The following is an 18,188-nucleotide window of genomic DNA, read 5'->3' on the forward strand; positions in this document are numbered from 1 at the left end:
ACGGCCGGATTTCGATCTGTTGAACCAAGACGACCGGATTTGAGGCTAACGTTCGTTGGGCAATTTCAGGCCCAGCTATTAAGGCCAGCGCCGCCGGCGAACATACTCCGCCAGGCGGCGCTGTGGATTTTGATGAGGCTGTGAACGGTTGCTTAGGCTGTCATTCGCACATACGGCGATAACGGCGACAGTTGCCCATGCCTTCCTCTCCACGACCTTCTTTGTGCGTGCATGCTCGGCGGAGTCTTTCACAGGTTCGGTCCTCATCGGAACGACGGTCTCGTCGGCCTTCGACGTCAACATCTACTCCGCCCGGTCCGATGTACACTCCTTGGGCTAGCTGGGTCGGATGTTGTTGGGCGATGGCGGATCCCGTCGAGTGGCTTTGTTCCTACCGTCAAACAAGAACCGCTTCGGTGACGGGGCCGTCATCCTACAGGGCGATTGGGGAGGGCTGGCAGAATCGGATCAATGCCTATTGCATTACGGGCGCGCCAAAAAAGGCCCGCGGTGGGCAGGGGGGCGGGCCTAATCGGGGTTCGGGAATCGGTGGGGGTGTGGGTATCCCGTTCCAGCCGGTTAATGCGCGGGGAGGGGCGGGGTTCCGGGTAGGCGCGGCAATGCGCCGGTTAGCGCCCGGTTAAAATGTTCCGGTTGCTTTGCCTCGGCGTGCTCGCCAACAGCGTGATGATGCTCAGCTTGATGGTGATGATGCGCGGCGGCATGATGGTGAGCGGCGGCTAAGTGATGATGCTCCTGCGCCGGATGCTTCGGTGCTTGTACCATCTTGGTCTTTCTCCCTTTTGCGACAGATCGAATAAAAATCTCGCATATCTTTTTTCTGGCGGCATTGATCCAAGTCAAAGCATTTGGTGGCTAACCGTTGAGCATCCCAGCGGGAGCGTCGTGACCCGCGCCATCTCGCGACGTGGACTCTTGGAACCGGACAACCGGCTAAACGTTGTCAAAAAGCTAGGAAATCCAGGCTGCGCAATATGCAGCATTTGGAGGGAGACGCAGATGGATATCACCACGCTTCTCATCATTGTTGTTCTCATTGTGCTGCTTGGCGGTGGCGGTTGGTACGGCCGTGGACGCTGGTACTGAACGGGGCTGATTGAGCTGTTACTGGCGAGGCGTTACGGCACGCCGCCGAAGATACGCAGCGTCGCCAACGATGCGAACGAAACGATCGGCAAGATTGACGACCTGCTGGGGACACGCGACGGCAAGGAGCCTTACGTGGTTCTGTCTGTCGCTGGCTTTCTGGGTATGGGCACCCGCCTGGCGGTCATTCGCTACGACAACCTCAAGTTCGCCGACAACAAGATTGTGCTGCCGGGCGGAATAAAGGACGGGCTTAAGATGCTGCCAGCGTTCCAATACTCTAAGGAATGATTGTTCGCGGTGCCGGTGCCAACTGTTTCCGGGGAGCGCTGAGCGGTAGTCATAAGAGCGCTGACTTGCGGTCTCGCCCCCGGGCTGGAGCCGTTTCATTGAGACGCCGTCCATGTTTTTTAGGACGACGACGCCGGCGAAGTTGTCGGGTACTGTTTCGCGCGCCGATGGCGGTCGCGGACGGCGCAAGTCGACGTCTGATCTTTCGAGGCGATCAAGCCCGCCGGTCTTTTCCGGTAGGCTTAGCGCCAAAGCGAAACCGCAGTGAACTGATCAAATTTGTACAGACAGCATCAGATCAGCTGATAGCGTCTGAACCAAAATGGCGAGGTGACACAATGAATATGTCAAGTGAAAGCCTGTTGGTCATATTGTTTGTGGGCCTCGTCGCAGGCTGGCTGGCAGGTCAAATCGTGCGAGGGACTGGTTTTGGGATCGTTGGTGACCTCCTTGTCGGGATTCTGGGCGCCTTTATCGGAAGTTGGTTGTTGCCTCAGCTAGGCATCCATCTCGGTACGGGAATGATCAGTGCAATCGTCAACGCTACTATCGGGGCGATATTACTACTCCTCGTCGTGCGACTCTTTCGAGGTGGCGGCGGATGGGGAAGTAGGTGGAGCGGCGGCTGGCGTCGGCGCTGGTAACGTGTCCTGAAGAGCGAGCCAAAATTCTGCCGCAGGGTAAGGAGCGCGTTGTCCCTGTCGTAAACCCCCTCCAGCTGGCGGTTGATCGAGAATCGGGCGATGCTGCTGCTTGATGTTAGATTTGTGCAGACTGATCATTTGGAATGATGATCGACCTGCTGCGGTCGCGAGTTGCGCTGGAGGCAGAAATTCTGGTCTTGCGGCAACAAATCAATGTGCTGCGGCGAACCCGTCCCAGGAGACCTCCCTTCATCTCGATTGACAGATTGATATTGGGAGGAGTCTGCCGACTGTTTCCCAAGATGTATGATGCACTGGCGATCGTCCGACCGGACACCGTGATCCGTTGGCATCGTTCCGGTTTCAGATCGTAGGGCGCTGGAAATCGAGTCGCCGCTGCGGCCGACCGACGGTGCCGTTGGAAATTCGCCGGCTGATCCGCGAGATGAGCATCGCCAATCCGTTGTGGGGAGCGCCGAGAATCCATGGCGAGTTGCTCAAGCTTGGCATCGATATCGGCCAGACCAGCGTGGCCAAGTATATGGCGCGGAGGAGGGCCCCTCCGTCGCAAGGCTGGAAGACGTTCCTTCGTAACCACGCTGACGGGATCGCCGCGATGGGCCTTTTCGTGGTGCCGACAATCTTCTTTCGTCCTGTATGGATTGCTGATCATGGGCCATGGCCGGCGGCAGATCCTGTGGTTTGGGGTCACCGCGCATCCGACGGCCGAATGGATCGCCAACCAACTGACGGAGCGTGTGGCTGGGAGCAAATCCCTCGTTACCTGATCCGGGACCGCGATGGCGCATACGGCGAAATATTCATGCGTCGGGTTCGGTCCATCGGTATTCGAGATCGCCCGACGTCTCCTCGCTCACCCTGGCAAAACGCATACGCCGAACGTGCTGCTCTCGTACATGAGCTACTACAACGGCACGCGCCCCCATTTGTCATTGAACAAGGACGCGCCGATGTTACGCTCTGCCGAGACAGCCGGACGCATTCTCTGTCGTCCGATTCTGGGCGGACTGCATCATCAATATACTCGGATTTGATTTGCGATAAGGACAGGCGCTGCAGGCGATCGTCCACCGACGCCTGCGATGAAGCGTTTTGCCGTCATTATTTCACGCCAGAAACGCGTCAAGCTGCCGGCTGGCTACGCGACATCAGGGCCGGACATTTCTGCAGCAACACGCGTCCAAGAAATCTGGCGATGTGACCGTTGGGGAGCAAGCACAGTCGCCAAGAATGTCCGCAGGGGTGGAACGAACCAGAGCGCGAGGCCGATCAAGCCGCGCGCTAAGCCCGGCAGCAAGTCGCCGAGATTGACGGTGGAAAGCTCCACCACGCCAGTCACGCGGGCACGGAAACCTAAGGTGGCATCGTCCCCGGCGGCTGACGCTCAAGCAACTCCCCTACAGAAAACAGCGGCGGCCAACACGCCGCTGCGTATTCCATACGGCAACAAGGAAGCAGCGCAAAAGCTCGGCGCTCGATATGCCGCCGGCGGATGGTATGCGCCGCCTGGTGTTGATCTAGTGGCTAAACTGGATTCTCCGGTTGGGAAAGGTTCCATCACTTTTAGATTTGTTTGGGCCTGATCGCGCTGCCAGTCGTTGGGGTGACGGAACCGATGGCTCACGAACCGATTGTACCCCTGGCCAATCAGACACAAACATAATCAGGAGCACCGCCATGATTAAACGCGCAATCTTTCTGGCAGTCGGCGCAAGTACGCTTTTAATGACTGCTGCTTCAGCTGCACCGCTTTCCGCCAACGTAACAGTCGCACCGGACAGCGACATTCAAAACGTCCGCATGGTCTGTAATGAAAACGGCCGTTGCTGGCGAGCACACGGTGAACGCCGCGTCATCATCCGCGACCGTGATTCGTATGATTACGCTCCGCGCGAGCGTTACATCGAGCGCCGTGGCTATTACGACCGTGACTACGAGGACCGCGGCGGTATCGGCTTCAGCGCTCCTGGTGTTAGCGTTGGCATCGGACGCTACTAAGATATAAAATTCTGAAAGCAAAAGCCGCGGGCGAAAGTCCGCGGCTTTTTAATGTTGGGGAGAACGTGCGATCATAAATGCCAAGGTCTACATGAGGAAGCAGTTCGTGGGCGCCATGACCGCTTCCAGATGCGGCGGAACCCGATCCAGGGAATGGTGTACCACGACGCCACCCGCAGGCAATCGCGCAACGACCACAGCCACGCGGTGGCGTCGCGAGACGTTCGTGCCGCTGTCGCATCCGCCGGGCCATGCGCAGGTGGATTTTGGCGAAGCGATCGGGGTGGCGGCGTTCGTTGCAAGCTCCACTTCTTCTGCATGGACCTGCCGCAATCGGATGCCTGCTTTGTGAAGGCCTATCCGGCCGAGACGACGGAGGCATTCCTGGACGGACACGTCTCTGCCTTGGCCCTCTTCGGCGGAGTGCCGCTGTCGGTGCTCTACGACGATCTGAAGATCGCGGTGGCGAAGATCTGAAGAAGCAGATCAGGGCTATCAGGGGCGGTCCTACGCCGCTGCCGGCGTGGACTCGTGGGTCAGCTTTCGCAGATTTTTGAGGGCTTTGTATAAAAGTTGCCGCAGTTGCGGCAAAGCCGGCATCTCCTGCGAGCAGCGCGAGCGGGCACGTTGCGGGACAGGGCTGGCGTGTGAATTGGTGCCGGGGTCACGTCGCTGTAAGCGATGAGCAGTAACGTCCTGAAGGAAATTGAGAAAGCTTCGTCGGAGTGGGGTCACGATAGGCGCCGGTGTTGACCCCACCCCGGCGCGGATTATGTCAACTGCGACAAGGAATTGTGGCCGATAGTTCACGGGGCCAAGTTCGGCGCCGATTAACAGTAGAGGTGGTGAAGCCGGCTGAGCCGGCTGTAGAGGCACCTGCGCCGGAAGAGGCACCGGCGGTGACGGCGGAACCGGCTGAGGCTGCACCGGCGGCAGAGCCGAAGCCGGAGTAGCTTGAGGGCCATGCCCCCGGCGAAGGGGGGCCTTTGCCGGGTGGTAGTGGAGGATCATGACATTCAAAAGAAAATGCGGGATGGTTGGCAGCAAGGCCGCGACCGCATCGGTTATGGAAGCAATGCGGCGCGGCAATCTCGATCTGCCGCCAATGGGCGGCGCTGGTTCAATCGTTGAGGCCGATGAAACCTATTTCGGTAAAACGTCAGAAGCCCGTCCCATGCCCAAGTATCGTCAGGGCCGTCCCTAGAAGACCGGCTCGCGTGGCCCCAAGAACAAGTGCGCGATCATCGCGCTGGTTGAGCGCGGTGGAAACGTCCGGACCTTCCACGTCGCTAGCGCTGACAAGGAAACCGTCAGCAGGATTGTGATGGAAAACGTGCATCACGAAAGCCGCCTCCATACTGATGAAAGTCGCCTCTATACGGGAGCTGATGCATTCTTCGCTTCGCATGAAACGGTGCGGCATTCGGCCAAGGAATATGTGCGTGACGACGTGAACACCAATAGCGGAAGGATATTTCTCAATATTCAAACGCGGCATGCGCGGCGTTTATCAGCACTGCGCTGAGAAGCATCTACACCGATATCTGGCAGAATTTGATTTCCGTTATAACAACCGCCACATCACAGACAAAGAACGCACGGTTGAAGAGCGCCGATCGTGACCCACTCCGACGTAGATTCCGTTACTTGTCAGAAGGAGTTACCGCTGTAGCTTCAAGGGGCTTTGTTCAACGCCGGTTTACAGTCACGAGTTGCGCTTGAGGCAGAAACTCTGGTCCTGAGGCAACAAATCAACGTGTTGCGGCGAATCTGTCCCAGGAGACCTCCATTCATCTCGATTGACAGACTGATATTGGGAGGGGTCTGCCGACTGTTTCCCAAGATGTATGACGCACTGGCGATCGTCCGACCGGACAGCGTGATCCGTTGGCGTCGTGCCGGTTTCAAATCGTATTGGCGTCTCTCCTGAATTCAAGTTCGAATCGGCAATCGTATGTCACCCGCGTTCGTCCCGTCTCCGCAATCCGTCCAGGTCCGATGGGGGCAAGCGCCACCGGGTGGGGACCAAGGAAGGAAGTGGCTTGACAGCAACCCGCAATTGAAAGGGCGGATTGACACACCGTGCGATGTTAAGCTTGAGACTGGCGGGCGGGAAGTTAAAGCCGAGGTCCAAGCCGTGATGATGATCAACTGGTTCAAGGCCCCGACCACCCCACGTTGCGCTTGGCTTTATTTTCTGATGTTTGGTGGAGCTTACTCGGCCCTCAGCATTTTCGGTGCCCTCACGGCAAACGATAAGATCTTGTCGCTGATCTGGCCCGCCAACCCGTTCATGCTCGGTATGCTGGTGCGCTTTCCTGTATTGGCGCTTCCCCTGGGCTGGGTCGCTTGTCTTGCCGGATTCGCAATCGCGGTCCCGATTATCGGTTGCGGGCTTATGACAGGCGCGGGTCTGGCCGCATATAATTTCGGTGTCGTGGTCATCGGCTATGTCTTGCTATCCAGGGTCAATCGGGTCGACCAGCGTCTCCAGCGCCTGACTTCGGTTTTCTACCTTCTCTTTGCGGTGGGCGCCGCGTCCATATTCGCCGGCATCGTTGGCTCCATCCTGATCGGTCCTTTATTCCACGATCCGGTAGCCGTAAGCTCTTTTCGGTACTGGTTTTCCGTCGAGCTTTTGAACCAGCTGGCTTTTTTGCCGATCATCCTGTCCTACCCAGAAGGTCGTAAATGGGGGCGGCGGCAACTGCCGCAGCTGACCTTTAACGACCAAGCGCCGATGATTGTGTTGGTCCTCTCGGCCATTTCCCTGTACCGGCCCTTCTCTGGTGCGCAATTTCCTATCGCGTGTTTCTGACGGCCTTACTGACCTTTGTATTCTGCACTTGGGTGATCATGGCGACCACGTTGGGCTATATTGACGTGTCGCATGTCGATCAATCGCTCGTGCTGTCGATCAGCATGGGAGCTGCGCTGATCTCTCTCGGTCCGCTCATCATCTCCACGACCACTGCGACAAGAAATGAAATCCTTGACCAGCTAAGGCATCTCGCGACCGAGCGTGAGATTGTAGCCAATGAACTCGATCATCGGATCAAAAACCTGTTCGCGCTCGTCAACGGGCTGATCAGCCTGTCGGTCCGTGGCAAACCCGAGATGAAACCGCTGGCAGACACACTGAGAAGCCGGCTCGTGGCATTACACCATGCGCATGGTCTTATTCGCACCGGGAACGCGTCGTCGGGCCCTCCCGGGGGGTTCGCTTCACTGAAGGAGCTCATCCGCACCCTGCTTCGGCCTTATGAGGGTGCTGAAGACAAACACGTCGTCGTCGATGGCGATGACGTGTTCATCAATGGTGGGACGGTTACGTCGCTGGCTCTCGTTTTCCACGAACTGGCAACAAATTCGACCAAGCATGGCGCGTTGAGTGATCTGGACGGCGCCTTGAGCGTCCGTATCAGCCGCGACATTGACGACCTGCGTGTCATGTGGACTGAGAGAGCCCCCGTGACGACAGACTATTCTGATGCTGCGGACAGTGGCTTTGGTTCGAAGCTTCTGGATCTTACGATCAACGAACAATTGCAAGGCAGCTATGTCCGCACCTGGACAGTAGGCGGCATGGATATCGAGATCATTCTGCCGGGCAAACTGTTTAGCTACGTCCCATCCAATCCCTCCAGCTTGTCATCGTAGATCAGCGCGAACTGCATCCGCATAACGTGGTGGATGCTCTCCGTAACCAGCCGCGCGGATCGCCGCCTGTAGGCTTCCGGTCCTTTCTCTGTCGTCAGCCGGCTGAGGAAGGCGAGGTAGGAGCCGACCTCGAAGGCCGGAACAGGTCGGTCGGCAAGCCGTGGTAAATGGTGCCGATCCAGTTGGCCTCACTTAAGGGTGCGCGCTAATTATCCGATATTGAAACGAACGACGCGTCGGGAAGGCGGCGGAGCGGCGCTGCGGATGTCGGGTCATCTAAGTCCGACGCCGAAAACGGGCGCCAGCAAGTGTGCTGTCGGATATGTTCGATCCGCACGCCAAGCTTCTCGCGCCCCTGCCGCCGAATGAGGCGTCATCACGCTGCTCATTGGGCGCCTCCGGCGGCTTCCGGCCACTCGGCGGTCGCATCATTGCGTTCTGTAGCCATCTCCGTAAACGTCTTACCCGTCTGCTGAAGGACCGGATCGGCCTTCAAAACCCGAGCCAGGCGGGCCAGGATCACATCGCAATAGATTGGATCAAGCTCGACCCCGTAGCCGATCCGCCGGGTTTTCGCGGCCGCGACCAGGGGAAGCGCCGCGTTCTCAGCTTCAAGCCGCAACTTCGACTTGAATGGCGAGGCCAGGACGGCCAAAGCGAAACAGAGCAGCCCGATCATTTCGCCAGTCTAGGTGATTTCATCACGTCATCAACTCGGATAAGTTTTCGGTACACACATGTGGACCTTTATGATCTCACGTTAAAAGCCGCGGACTTTCGCCCGCGGCTTTTGCTTTCAGAATTTTATATCTTAGTAGCGTCCGATGCCAACGCTAACACCAGGAGCGCTGAAGCCGATACCGCCGCGGTCCTCGTAGTCACGGTCGTAATAGCCACGGCGCTCGATGTAACGCTCGCGCGGAGCGTAATCATACGAATCACGGTCGCGGATGATGACGCGGCGTTCACCGTGTGCTCGCCAGCAACGGCCGTTTTCATTACAGACCATGCGGACGTTTTGAATGTCGCTGTCCGGTGCGACTGTTACGTTGGCGGAAAGCGGTGCAGCTGAAGCAGCAGTCATTAAAAGCGTACTTGCGCCGACTGCCAGAAAGATTGCGCGTTTAATCATGGCGGTGCTCCTGATTATGTTTGTGTCTGATTGGCCAGGGGAACAATCGGTTCGTGAGCCATCGGTTCCGTCACCCCAACGACTGGCAGCGCGATCAGGCCCAAACAAATCTAAAAGTGATGGAACCTTTCCCAACCGGAGAATCCAGTTTGGCTCCCAGCCCGACGCTGGCGTGCAGGCAACCGGATCGACCAGATAGTGGCTGCACATCTGCAGAAATCGGCGATTGCTCAACGCGCGCGCAGGCGGGTCGGTTCGGGCGGCCCCGCTTCCAATGCCGCGCGGCGGTCGGCGACTGCATGATCGAACAGTTCGAGTACTAGTCCAAAGGCTGCGAGGTCTTCTTCGTCGATGGCGCCGTCATCGTGGCACTCAGCACACCTGAAATATTTGCGTCGCATCGGCTCTATACGCCGACCGACACGCTATGCGCGTCGCGCGGATAGCTCGATCAGATCGTTCATGTTGATGATCAACTTCCGTTGATGGCCGATTTTGTTGCAAAAGTCGGTTGCGCCTGATGGATGCTCGTATTCGGCTGGGGGCAACCGGCTTTGATCCGCCGGCCCTGACTCCTCTACACAACTCTAACTCTAACTCTACGCGAGGCGCAGAACCTGTGCCGGTGGCGGTCGCGCGACCAGAGTTGCGAGCCGCCGCAGGTTCTGAGCGATGGCGGCCAGAACAAACTCATCCTGGGCGCCTCGTGGACCACGCAGTCGAAGTCGAGCAAGCTTTAGAATGCGCTTCAGGTGAGCGAACCGCATCTCGATCTTCTTGCGTTCACGTCGCGAAGTCTCAAAGCCATCAGTGCCGGCGAGCGACCGGGCGACGTCGCGGGCGTGCTCATGAATGTCGCGCGGGATCTTGCGAAAGGGGACCTTCGGACAGCACTGTCCTCTGAGTTTGCAGCCATCGCAATCGCGCTTTCTAGCCAAATAGATCAGCGTGGTCCCGCCATTCACAAGTGTCCCCGTCGTCGTCAGGGTCTTGCCCGCGGGACAGTGGTAGACGTCGGTGGTCGGATCATATCGAAAGTCGCTGCGCGAGAAGGTGCCGTCATCCCGCTTCGACTTATCGAACACAGGGATATGTGGCGCGATGCCCTTGTCCTCGACTAGCCAGTTCAGCATCGGAGCCGCACCGTAAGCGGTATCTCCGACAAGCCGCTCTGGCTTGAGGCCGAAGCGCTCTTCGGTCCGCTCGATCATGGTCTTTGCCGCGCCGACCTCGGCCTGGCGGATGGAGCGGGATGCTTCAACATCAACGATGACACCGAACTTCACGTCGATGAGATAGTTGTCGGAGTAAGCGAAGAATGCCGGTCCCTTGTGAGCGCCGGTCCACTGGGCTGCCGGATCGGATGGCGAGACGAACTTCGGGACCACGTCGCTGGCCGCGCCCCACGCCATATCGTCGAGGGTCGCCAGATACTCCTTCACCGCGCGGCTGGACCTCTTGGGATCGCGATCCCTGCGCCAATCCTGACCCGCGATCGAGCGTTGCTTATTGGCGTCCGCCTGAATCAGGCTCGCATCGACGGCAAAGCCATCACCGCCAACCAGACCGGCCGCAATGCACGCTTCGACGACCCGCTCGAACACACGACGAAAAACATCCCCATCGCGGAAGCGCTCGTTGCGGGCACGCGAGAACGCCGAATGATCGGGAATTGCGTCCTCGATGCCGAGTTTGCAGAACCACCGATAAGCCAAGTTCACTTGCACTTCGCGGCAGATCAGCCGTTCTGAGCGGATCGCAAAGACATATCCCACGATAAGCATCCGGATCATCAGTTCCGGATCAATCGACGGGCGACCCATCGACGAATAATGAGGTGCAAGTTCGCTGTGAAGCCAGCTGAGATCGAGCGCAGTATCGATCTTCCGCACCAGATGATCTTCAGGAACCGCGTCGCTAAGGTGGAACTCGTAGAACAGTTGACTCTGGTCACTCTTCAGACGGCCCATCATCGATCGACCTCGCCGAGATTCGCGTCAACACAACGGAATCACGCTTCGCCGCTTGTCTCAACTGACTTTTGCAACAAAATCGGCCCCTTTGAGACATGTCAACCGGGCGTGACGCCGCTACCGGGGCGAGTGCTCCGCAGTCTTTAGCTGGAAAACTCATACGCGAAGAAGCGAATGCCTTTTGTGCCTCATCACACCGCCCGGCGATTCATTATTTGGGTGCCGCGTCGTTTTTTGAGCTAATGTATTCTTAATCTTGATTTCCTATGATGCTCATAATTGTAACCTAAGAATTGTGTGTCCGAGACGCGCTCTGGCATTTCAATCGGGAAGACCGATGCCACGCGGGCAGAGGGAGGTCTTCACTTCGATTCCGGGAATGCCGATCCTGGATGCATGAAACCGCAGACACCGCTGACGATGACCCAAACCGAGGTCCCGATCGAGCGGCTTCAGAATTTTCTGAAGCAACTGACGCAGCAGGCGCGTGGCCGCCTGCTCATTGAGCTCGAGCGGCTCAAGCATAGCGGCGATGAGCTTCTGGGTTCCGACGTCATCCTGGCGAATCTGTATACTGAATTTCGCAAGGACGGAAAGTCCCAAGATAGCACCGATAATCCCGAGCGTTACTTCTTTCAGCCTCTGGAGCCACTTTTGATCGACAGCGCCGCTGAACGCGCCAATAGCGGTCAGATATCACGGGGATCACTGGCGGTGATCTGGGAATGAATCAGGCTGACGTTGCTGCCGACGATGGCGAAGGAATATTCCGAGGGGATAAGGCGGGCGCTCGCCGCCGACAAGCCGCGCGAGGCCCGGCTGGCGGCCGTCGCGTTCCAGACCAAGATTGCGACCTATCTCGCCAGCACGCTCGCTTCCGACCAAGGAACCGAACAAGCCCGGGCCGGTCTTGCGCTCTATACGAGTTCGCGCGCGACGTTCGAGGATCTCGTCAAGATACTGAGCGTGCTGCGCGCGCGCGACGCGCTGGCGACGTTCTATGATGCGCTTCCACTCAAGATCGACAACTTCGATGACAAAGCTGTCGCCAAAGTGGACGAACTCCTAAACGCCTTACAGGCCAAACATCCCGACGCGCTGCCGTTTGCGCTTTCGGTACTGATCGCGCGCCTTACGACGCCGTGGCAATTGATCCGCCTGGCCACCAAGGCGGCAAACAGCAAGGCCGCCACCGACGTTGCCAGGACCCCTTACGCGATCGCCGTCTCGATGGTGCTGGACCGTGTCGACGACAAGCGCATGGCGCTGCACGACGCCCTGAAGCGCAAGCAAATCTTGGTCGCCAAAGACATCCTGACCGACATCTACGCCGTCGAGTATGCGTTGCGGGTTCGTATCAACCTGCTCGACCAATCGGCCTGGGGAGAGCGGCTCAACACCCTGATGCGGGCGGTGACCGAGATGGTCGACGCCGAGGTGCAGAGCGTACCCAAGCATTTGCGCAACGTTCAGCACGTCCTCGACTCGCGCTCGTTGCGCAGTCACGACAGCCTGATCGGCCGCCTCACCTTCCTAGCGTGGAAGGGCCACGACGCGCTGTCAGGCGGCGCCAGTTATTGCAGGAAATTGGTCGCCAGAACTAGCACTACTTTGGCAGATTTTTGCGATTGATCGGGGTAACTGGATTCCCGAATTAGATTTTTGATGATTCATGGGTGGTCGGCTTTTGTAGGGCCGACCATGGCGGACACGAGATCGAAGTGGGGAGTGTAAACCGGCGCTGAACAAAGCCCCTTGAAGCTGCAGCGGTAACTTCTTGTGACAAGTAACCGAATCTACGTCGGAGTGGGGTCACGATCGGCGCCGATCGTGACCCCACTCCGATCGGCTTTTTTCGATTGTCTTTATGGCGTTACTGCCGGCACCTGCAGCGATCTGACCCCTGCGCCGATTCACAATCGCGTTTCATGATTGGCCTTGCCTATGACGGGACTGCGCGGCCGGGATTGGCGGCGTGCATATGCCGCGTCGGGCAAGGCTTCTCAGTTCAGTCAGGCCGATGGGCGCAAATCTATCCCGGGGGTACCATGGACAGGCCGGGGGGCCTCGCCTGCGCGAAAGAGGACCCGTTGAGTGATACCTAGCCTGTAAAAAGCAATTCGGGCTTTGATTGCAGGCGCTGCCGATACACCGGGTCTGCTGCAGCGTCGCCTGACCCCCAAGTTTTGGAAGGCCGTCGTTCGGTCGCGTGGCGGCGACGGGCAGGTAAGTGCGGAGCCAACCCGATTATCGTGTCATTATCTTTCAACGCCTCAACGATACCTATGCGGTCGAGGCTCCCTCGGAGGGGCAGGCAAATAAAACCATACCCTAGGGGCACGGAGATGCCCCGCATTCCTCCACAGCCTAGGAGGACCCGCGAGCAGCAGGGTCACGCCGCGCTTTCGTGCCGCCGCGCAGCCGTCATCGCCACGAGCCGCCTATTCCCATTCTGGGTGAGCTACCCATCCTTTGCGAGATCCCTACGCTTGGCCCGATCAGCCGTCGCCGGAACGTACCTCGGGTGGATCCAATGAATCCTCCGCCGTCCCACCAGCCGCCGTATGAAGTATCTGGATAGGGCGCATAGGCGAGAGCCGCCCCCTGAAGCTTGAGGCGCTCCATCTCGAGGTCGACTCGCTGCTTCTCAATCGCGAGCTGTTTTTCCGTCTGCATGCGTTCCCATGTGCGCTGGTTTCGTGCTTGTAGATCGGCATCGTCGAGAAGCTCGCCACCGGGGCCGTAGACGTGCTGTATGTCGCCGCTGATAACTCGGACCTGCTGGGCAAAACAGGGCGATGCCAGTGCCAGGGAGGCCGCAACCAAGGTAACTCTCATCATGTGAGAACTCCTTCTGTCCTGATCCACCCGCGTCATTTTAATAATATTTTCCTTTGTTGGTTCCTGTTCCAGCTGTCCCTGTCGGAAACCTAATTCGGCTGGCAACTGAGGCCGAATCGCGCAATGCTTCGGCCTTATGAGAGAAGCTTGCAGCCTGGTCTGGTTGGCGCTGGTCGGATTGTTCCGGTCGCGGGCCTCGCTGGAAGCCGAGATACTGATCCTTCGTCATCAGCTTAACATCCAGCGACGTCAATCACCGAAGCGGCTGAATTTCAGCACTTTGGATCGGTTGATATTTGCTGGGCTGTATCGTTTGGCGCCAAGTGTTCTAGGGGCTCTGGCGATTTTGAAGCCTGAGACGGTGATCCGCTGGCATCGTGCCGGTTTCAGATCGTATTGGCGCTGGAAATCGAGGCATCGCGGCGGCCGACCGACGGTGCCGCTGGAAATACGCGAGCTGATCCGCGAGATGAGTGTCGCCAATCCACTGTGGGGAGCGCCACGAATTCATGGCGAGTTGCTCAAGCTCGGCATCGACATCGGACAGACCAGCGTGGCCAAGTATATGGCCAGGCGGAGAGGCCCGCCGCCCCAAGGTTGGAAGACGTTCCTCCGCAATCATGCCGACGGCATCGCGGCGATGGATCTGTGCGTCGTACCGACGATCTCATTTCGCTTGCTCTATGGCTTGTTAATCATGGGGCATGGTCGACGACAGGTTTTATGGTTTGGCGTGACCGCGCATCCGACTGCAGAATGGATCGCAAATCAGATCACGCAAGCGTGCGGCTGGAAGCAGGCCCCTCGCTATCTGATCCGCGACCGGGACGGGGCCTATGGCGAAGTCTTTATTCGAAGAGTTCGATCCATGGGCATTCGTGATCGACCGACGTCGCCGCGCTCGTCCTGGCAAAACGCATATGCTGAACGGCTGATCGGTTCGATCCGGCGGGAATACCTTGACCATGTTGTTGTGTTCGGCGAGCGGCATCTTCGTCACGTGCTGCTGTCTTACATGAACTACTATAATGAGACGCGCACGCACCTGTCGTTGGACAAGGATGCGCCCCTATCGCGCACGGTTCAGAGAGCAGGGCGTATTCTTCGCCTTCCAATCCTAGGCGGGCTGCATCACCAATATATTCGGATTTGATTTGCGACAGGCACAACTGTTGCCCTCTTTGTCCGTCTAGCATGACGAAAGGCCCCGTGTTACTTGGGCTACATGTTCGACGACATCCCCGATACCCCTCTTGAGCAAGCCAGGATGATGGAAAACATCCTGGTCGCGGGGTGTGAGGGATATGATCGGTCGTCGTCGGGAATGTATGTTCAACTCCGTGGCCTGCTGTTAAGCGACGACGCTCTCAAGCCGCTGTTGCCCGGCTTCGTGAAAACCTGCCGCGACCTCAACCACTTTTGGTCGTACGTCAAAGGTCTGGACACAGGCTCAAGCGGACATTGGGCGAAGCGCAAACAACACGTCCGCGATGGACTAGCGCCGCTATTCGACTACCTTGAGCAGCGCAACCACGCGCCGGTCGATAACGTCGCGTCTGACGCCTTGAAGTCATACGACGCGGACGGGGTCCATGCTGTTTGGGGACGAGCTCTTGATCGTCGGCACTCCGATCCCGAAGGCGCAATCACTAGTGCGCGCACGCTCCTCGAAACGGTGTGTAAACATATTCTCGAAGAGACCGGCGAGGAATACGACGAGAAAGCCGACTTGCCCATTCTCTACAAAGCCGTAGCAACGAAGCTGAATATTGCACCCACGCAGCACACCGAGGAATCTTTCAAACGAATACTCGGAGGCGCGGCCAATGTGGTCGAAGGTCTTGGATCGCTTCGCAACAGAGTTGGTGACGCTCACGGGAAGGGCAAAGCGGCCGTAAGACCGGGACCGAGACACGCGCAACTCGCGGTCAATTTCGCCGGAGCGATGGCGACATTTCTAGTAGAGACGTGGAGCGAAAAGTCTCGCGCTTAGACTATGAGATCATTTCGGCTCGGGGCCTAAATAAACTTCCCGAGCCCGTTTCACCGCTTTCGTCCAGTTCATCTTACTAACCGCGTTCGCATTAAAGTCGTGGGCTTCGAGGTGATCCAGAAGGCGCCTATGCCGAGCACGAATCATCTGCCATGTCGCCGCGTATTTCCCCCGGATGCGCGGCGACAACGATGTGTTGTGCATGTGGGTGTGAATGTTGCGTAGGTAGAGAAAACACTCCGCGAGGTTCCATTCAATTCCCTGTGGCGCAATGAAAATTGAATCAACGGGGTAAGTGAAGTGGTCGGCGCTGATGTCATCGAGCCGCTGCATTAAGTGCACGAACTGACATTTCATGTCGTACGGCGTCGTTTGAAAAATGTCGCAGTCGGACAGCAGCGCGTTGTCGATGAATAGGCCGCAGCACTGAATGCCATGCTCAGCCTCGTACGAATCGACAAGGGTTTTTCCGTAGAACGCTTCAACATTCTTCATCTCGTTGTGGATGAACTGGCCGTGGCGGAGATATGCACGAAAATGCAGATCGAGTGGAAGAATGCGAAGGAAGAGGTCCTGAGCAAACTCGCACAGGTACATCACCAGATACTGACGATTACCAGGTGTCGTTGCGGGCAGTCGATTGTAAACAAGAATGGTGTCGGAGAAGACGATCGTTCTGAAAGCGTCGTGCTCATGAACGTTCAACGAGTCGATGATCCGATAGAGCTTTTCCACGTGCCCTTTCTTCCGCACCAAATCGCTGAAGCCAAGCATGTCGATGTACAGAAGGTAGCGATCGTCGGTTGACGGAGTGATGCTGGTCTTTGACTTTTTAACACTCATCAGTTCACCAAGAGTATCGCCGTCGAACCCACCGTACATCGGGCGTTTTACGCTCACGCATTGTTCCAGTAGTCGACCGTCTTGCTTAGAAACGTGTCGCACTTTTCCGAACGCCAGGTGACAGGCGAGGTTGCATGGAAAAGGTAGTGCAGATCGTTCGCGCAAGCGAATTTGCTTCGATCCGCTTTCCACAGCCAATCGAGGGTGTCGCGAAAGTTCTGCTGCTCCGTGCCTCCGAACCGATCGTTCGGAACGTTCGATAGAAGGCCCTCCAAGAAGTAGGATGGTGCGAGATCAGGCACAATGAGCTTCTTATCGATCATCGTGGCTGTCGCGTTCCCTCGCATGACGTAACGGGTTGGACGCGTCCGTCCCTTCCGTGAAGATCTTCGGTACGTCGCCGTCTTCGTACCAATTCCAGTATGGGAGTTCGAACGGCGTTGTCGCACCGGCTTCCTGTGCAGCTCGCTTCAGGGCCGCCTCGAAGAAGAAAGGAAGGGACGGTGCCAGGATATGAAGTGCTCCGCTACGGAGATCGGCCGCAACGGATTGTTCTTGAAGCGCGTATGTTCGCATTGATTATAGGTGCCGCCGAGACCGCCCGGATCGTCGGTCGTGCCGTGTACGGCCGACCAGTAATACCAGCCTAACGGATCGTCGCGATTGGCCAGCGTTCGGGCTTTCATCTTGTGGAACACCGCGTGGGGCCGTTCTTGTCAATGGCGTCGAGATGGAGCACGCATTTGATCTCTGCAGCGACTGTCACACGCAAGAAGGGTTATTTGCGGTTATGACGCGTGCCCAAAAATCTCGCGCGATAGTTGTCGGATTACCTCGAACGATCGTAGTCGTCCGTGCTAACACGGTCATTTGATGAATCCCCGTAATGTTGCGGACGGGTGCCGATTGATGTTCATCGATGGTTCATCTGCCCCGTGAAAGATATGATGCGAGGGCGATATCTCTCATGATGGGAGAAACGTCATGACCTCCACACCTAAAATTAAAAAGACGATTGCCGCTGCGCTCGCGGCTGCGTTTGTCACCGCTGGCGTGATGACTTGGTCCGGACCGGCCGAGGCGCGTTTCGGCGGCGGTGGCATGGGAGGCTTCCACGGCAGCATGGGTGGCGGCTTCCACGGTAGCGGCTTCCATGGTGGTGGCATGCGGATGGGCGGATTCGCCGGACGCCCGTTCGTACACTCGGGGTTTGCCACACACCGGGCCTTCTTTGCGGACCACCGCTTCCACCATCGCCGCTTCTTCTTCGGCCCCTCGTTCGCACTGGCAGCCTTTGGCGCGCCCTATTACTACAACAACTACTATGACGATGATGGCTGCTATGTCGTGCGAAGGCGCCACATAAATCAATGGGGCTACGTCGTCGGCCACCGCGAGCTCGTGTGCTATTGAGAAGCTGTTGCCGGAGAAGGGCGAGAGTTGCCTATGCCCCGAAGTTCTCCTGGGCGGGGGAATCTTCTGAATTGCTGTCGTGGCTGCTTACGCGACGAATGCAGCGGTACTGAATTCCCTGATCGTGACCGAAACCGAGACTTGTGCCATTCCATCTGTCAAGCGGTCGGCTACCTGCCGAGAGCCGGCTTCGGCTTGGGTGTTTAGTCCTAAGAGCCGATCCGGAAAGGTGAGGTTCATGAGCAACAGCTTGGCCTGGTCAGTCGTTTGAG

At 57.7% G+C, this 18,188-nt stretch carries 21 protein-coding genes and 2 pseudogenes; 15 read left to right on the forward strand and 8 right to left on the reverse strand.

The features are described 5' to 3' along the window. The first annotated feature begins 1,212 nt into the window (after positions 1 to 1,212). The 10 genes and pseudogenes from ACSZOQ_RS01975 (at position 1,213) to ACSZOQ_RS02020 (ending at position 7,721) form a co-directional block, all read left to right on the forward strand. Positions 1,213 to 1,398 (forward strand): hypothetical protein, encoded by a 186-nt coding sequence (locus ACSZOQ_RS01975; protein ID WP_439925918.1) that lies wholly within the window; start codon positions 1,213 to 1,215, stop codon positions 1,396 to 1,398. A 338-nt stretch (positions 1,399 to 1,736) separates the two neighbouring features. Then, positions 1,737 to 2,042: a GlsB/YeaQ/YmgE family stress response membrane protein gene (locus ACSZOQ_RS01980; RefSeq protein WP_439924430.1), complete on the forward strand. Its 306-nt coding sequence runs from the start codon at positions 1,737 to 1,739 to the stop codon at positions 2,040 to 2,042. Positions 2,043 to 2,185: 143 nt separating this feature from the next. Continuing rightward, the gene (locus ACSZOQ_RS01985; RefSeq protein ID WP_439924431.1) at positions 2,186 to 2,416 is read left to right on the forward strand and encodes a hypothetical protein; all 231 of its coding nucleotides are present in this window, start codon (positions 2,186 to 2,188) and stop codon (positions 2,414 to 2,416) included. Positions 2,417 to 2,842: 426 nt separating this feature from the next. Then, the gene (locus ACSZOQ_RS01990) at positions 2,843 to 3,097 is read left to right on the forward strand and encodes a hypothetical protein (RefSeq protein WP_439924432.1); all 255 of its coding nucleotides are present in this window, start codon (positions 2,843 to 2,845) and stop codon (positions 3,095 to 3,097) included. A 48-nt stretch (positions 3,098 to 3,145) separates the two neighbouring features. Then, positions 3,146 to 3,646: a DUF5710 domain-containing protein gene (locus ACSZOQ_RS01995; RefSeq protein ID WP_439924433.1), complete on the forward strand. Its 501-nt coding sequence runs from the start codon at positions 3,146 to 3,148 to the stop codon at positions 3,644 to 3,646. 94 nt (positions 3,647 to 3,740) lie between these two features. Then, positions 3,741 to 4,061, forward strand: coding sequence for a hypothetical protein (locus tag ACSZOQ_RS02000; protein ID WP_439924434.1), 321 nt, complete (start codon positions 3,741 to 3,743; stop codon positions 4,059 to 4,061). A gap of 214 nt (positions 4,062 to 4,275) precedes the next feature. Continuing rightward, positions 4,276 to 4,535 (forward strand): annotated as a pseudogene (locus ACSZOQ_RS02005) (IS21 family transposase); the annotation flags it as partial. A gap of 589 nt (positions 4,536 to 5,124) precedes the next feature. After that, positions 5,125 to 5,683, forward strand: a pseudogene (locus tag ACSZOQ_RS02010) (IS1595 family transposase); the annotation flags it as partial. A gap of 515 nt (positions 5,684 to 6,198) precedes the next feature. Beyond that, positions 6,199 to 6,879, forward strand: a complete 681-nt coding sequence (locus ACSZOQ_RS02015) for a hypothetical protein (RefSeq protein WP_439924435.1) — start codon at positions 6,199 to 6,201, stop codon at positions 6,877 to 6,879. A 38-nt stretch (positions 6,880 to 6,917) separates the two neighbouring features. Next, positions 6,918 to 7,721, forward strand: a complete 804-nt coding sequence (locus ACSZOQ_RS02020) for a sensor histidine kinase (RefSeq protein WP_439924436.1) — start codon at positions 6,918 to 6,920, stop codon at positions 7,719 to 7,721. Between the two features lie 385 nt (positions 7,722 to 8,106). Here ACSZOQ_RS02020 and ACSZOQ_RS02025 read toward each other — a convergent pair whose 3' ends face one another. The 4 genes from ACSZOQ_RS02025 to ACSZOQ_RS02040 all read right to left on the reverse strand — a co-directional run bounded on the left by ACSZOQ_RS02025 (position 8,107) and on the right by ACSZOQ_RS02040 (position 10,826). Then, positions 8,107 to 8,400 carry a hypothetical protein gene (locus tag ACSZOQ_RS02025; protein WP_439924437.1) on the reverse strand — a complete coding sequence of 98 codons (294 nt, stop codon included), beginning with the start codon at positions 8,398 to 8,400 and terminating at the stop codon, positions 8,107 to 8,109. Positions 8,401 to 8,532: 132 nt separating this feature from the next. Further along, positions 8,533 to 8,853, reverse strand: coding sequence for a hypothetical protein (locus ACSZOQ_RS02030; protein WP_439924434.1), 321 nt, complete (start codon positions 8,851 to 8,853; stop codon positions 8,533 to 8,535). A 230-nt stretch (positions 8,854 to 9,083) separates the two neighbouring features. Beyond that, positions 9,084 to 9,254, reverse strand: coding sequence for a hypothetical protein (locus ACSZOQ_RS02035; RefSeq protein ID WP_439926172.1), 171 nt, complete (start codon positions 9,252 to 9,254; stop codon positions 9,084 to 9,086). A gap of 198 nt (positions 9,255 to 9,452) precedes the next feature. Beyond that, complete coding sequence (locus ACSZOQ_RS02040; protein WP_439924438.1) at positions 9,453 to 10,826, reverse strand: transposase; 1,374 nt, start codon at positions 10,824 to 10,826, stop codon at positions 9,453 to 9,455. A gap of 420 nt (positions 10,827 to 11,246) precedes the next feature. Between ACSZOQ_RS02040 and ACSZOQ_RS02045 the strand changes: the two genes are divergently transcribed. Both ACSZOQ_RS02045 and ACSZOQ_RS02050 read left to right on the forward strand, forming a co-directional pair. Next, positions 11,247 to 11,555, forward strand: a complete 309-nt coding sequence (locus ACSZOQ_RS02045; protein WP_439924439.1) for a hypothetical protein — start codon at positions 11,247 to 11,249, stop codon at positions 11,553 to 11,555. Between the two features lie 12 nt (positions 11,556 to 11,567). Next, positions 11,568 to 12,458, forward strand: coding sequence for a hypothetical protein (locus ACSZOQ_RS02050; RefSeq protein ID WP_439924440.1), 891 nt, complete (start codon positions 11,568 to 11,570; stop codon positions 12,456 to 12,458). 792 nt (positions 12,459 to 13,250) lie between these two features. Here the strand turns inward: ACSZOQ_RS02050 and ACSZOQ_RS02055 are convergent. Further along, complete coding sequence (locus ACSZOQ_RS02055; protein WP_439924441.1) at positions 13,251 to 13,667, reverse strand: hypothetical protein; 417 nt, start codon at positions 13,665 to 13,667, stop codon at positions 13,251 to 13,253. Between the two features lie 346 nt (positions 13,668 to 14,013). Here ACSZOQ_RS02055 and ACSZOQ_RS02060 point away from each other — a divergent pair, with 346 nt between their 5' ends. Beyond that, a complete protein-coding gene (locus tag ACSZOQ_RS02060) occupies positions 14,014 to 14,820 on the forward strand; it encodes an integrase core domain-containing protein (protein ID WP_439924442.1) in 807 nt (268 codons plus the stop codon). A gap of 72 nt (positions 14,821 to 14,892) precedes the next feature. Then, complete coding sequence (locus ACSZOQ_RS02065) at positions 14,893 to 15,660, forward strand: abortive infection family protein (RefSeq protein ID WP_439924443.1); 768 nt, start codon at positions 14,893 to 14,895, stop codon at positions 15,658 to 15,660. A 9-nt stretch (positions 15,661 to 15,669) separates the two neighbouring features. Here the strand turns inward: ACSZOQ_RS02065 and ACSZOQ_RS02070 are convergent, their stop codons facing one another. From ACSZOQ_RS02070 to ACSZOQ_RS02080, 3 genes are all read right to left on the reverse strand, one after another. Continuing rightward, on the reverse strand, positions 15,670 to 16,560 hold the full coding sequence (locus ACSZOQ_RS02070) for a hypothetical protein (RefSeq protein WP_439924444.1): 891 nt from the start codon (positions 16,558 to 16,560) through the stop codon (positions 15,670 to 15,672). Then, positions 16,557 to 16,826, reverse strand: a complete 270-nt coding sequence (locus ACSZOQ_RS02075; protein ID WP_439924445.1) for a hypothetical protein — start codon at positions 16,824 to 16,826, stop codon at positions 16,557 to 16,559. Before ACSZOQ_RS02075 ends, ACSZOQ_RS02070 begins: the two co-directional genes overlap by 4 nt. Before the next feature lie 147 nt (positions 16,827 to 16,973). Continuing rightward, a complete protein-coding gene (locus ACSZOQ_RS02080) occupies positions 16,974 to 17,201 on the reverse strand; it encodes a hypothetical protein (RefSeq protein ID WP_439924446.1) in 228 nt (75 codons plus the stop codon). A 286-nt stretch (positions 17,202 to 17,487) separates the two neighbouring features. Here ACSZOQ_RS02080 and ACSZOQ_RS02085 point away from each other — a divergent pair, with 286 nt between their 5' ends. After that, positions 17,488 to 17,916, forward strand: coding sequence for a hypothetical protein (locus ACSZOQ_RS02085; RefSeq protein WP_439924447.1), 429 nt, complete (start codon positions 17,488 to 17,490; stop codon positions 17,914 to 17,916). Positions 17,917 to 18,188 lie beyond the last annotated feature (272 nt).

The sequence above is a fragment of the Nitrobacter sp. JJSN genome, assembly GCF_051912485.1.
In the GTDB taxonomy this organism is placed as follows: domain Bacteria; phylum Pseudomonadota; class Alphaproteobacteria; order Rhizobiales; family Xanthobacteraceae; genus Nitrobacter.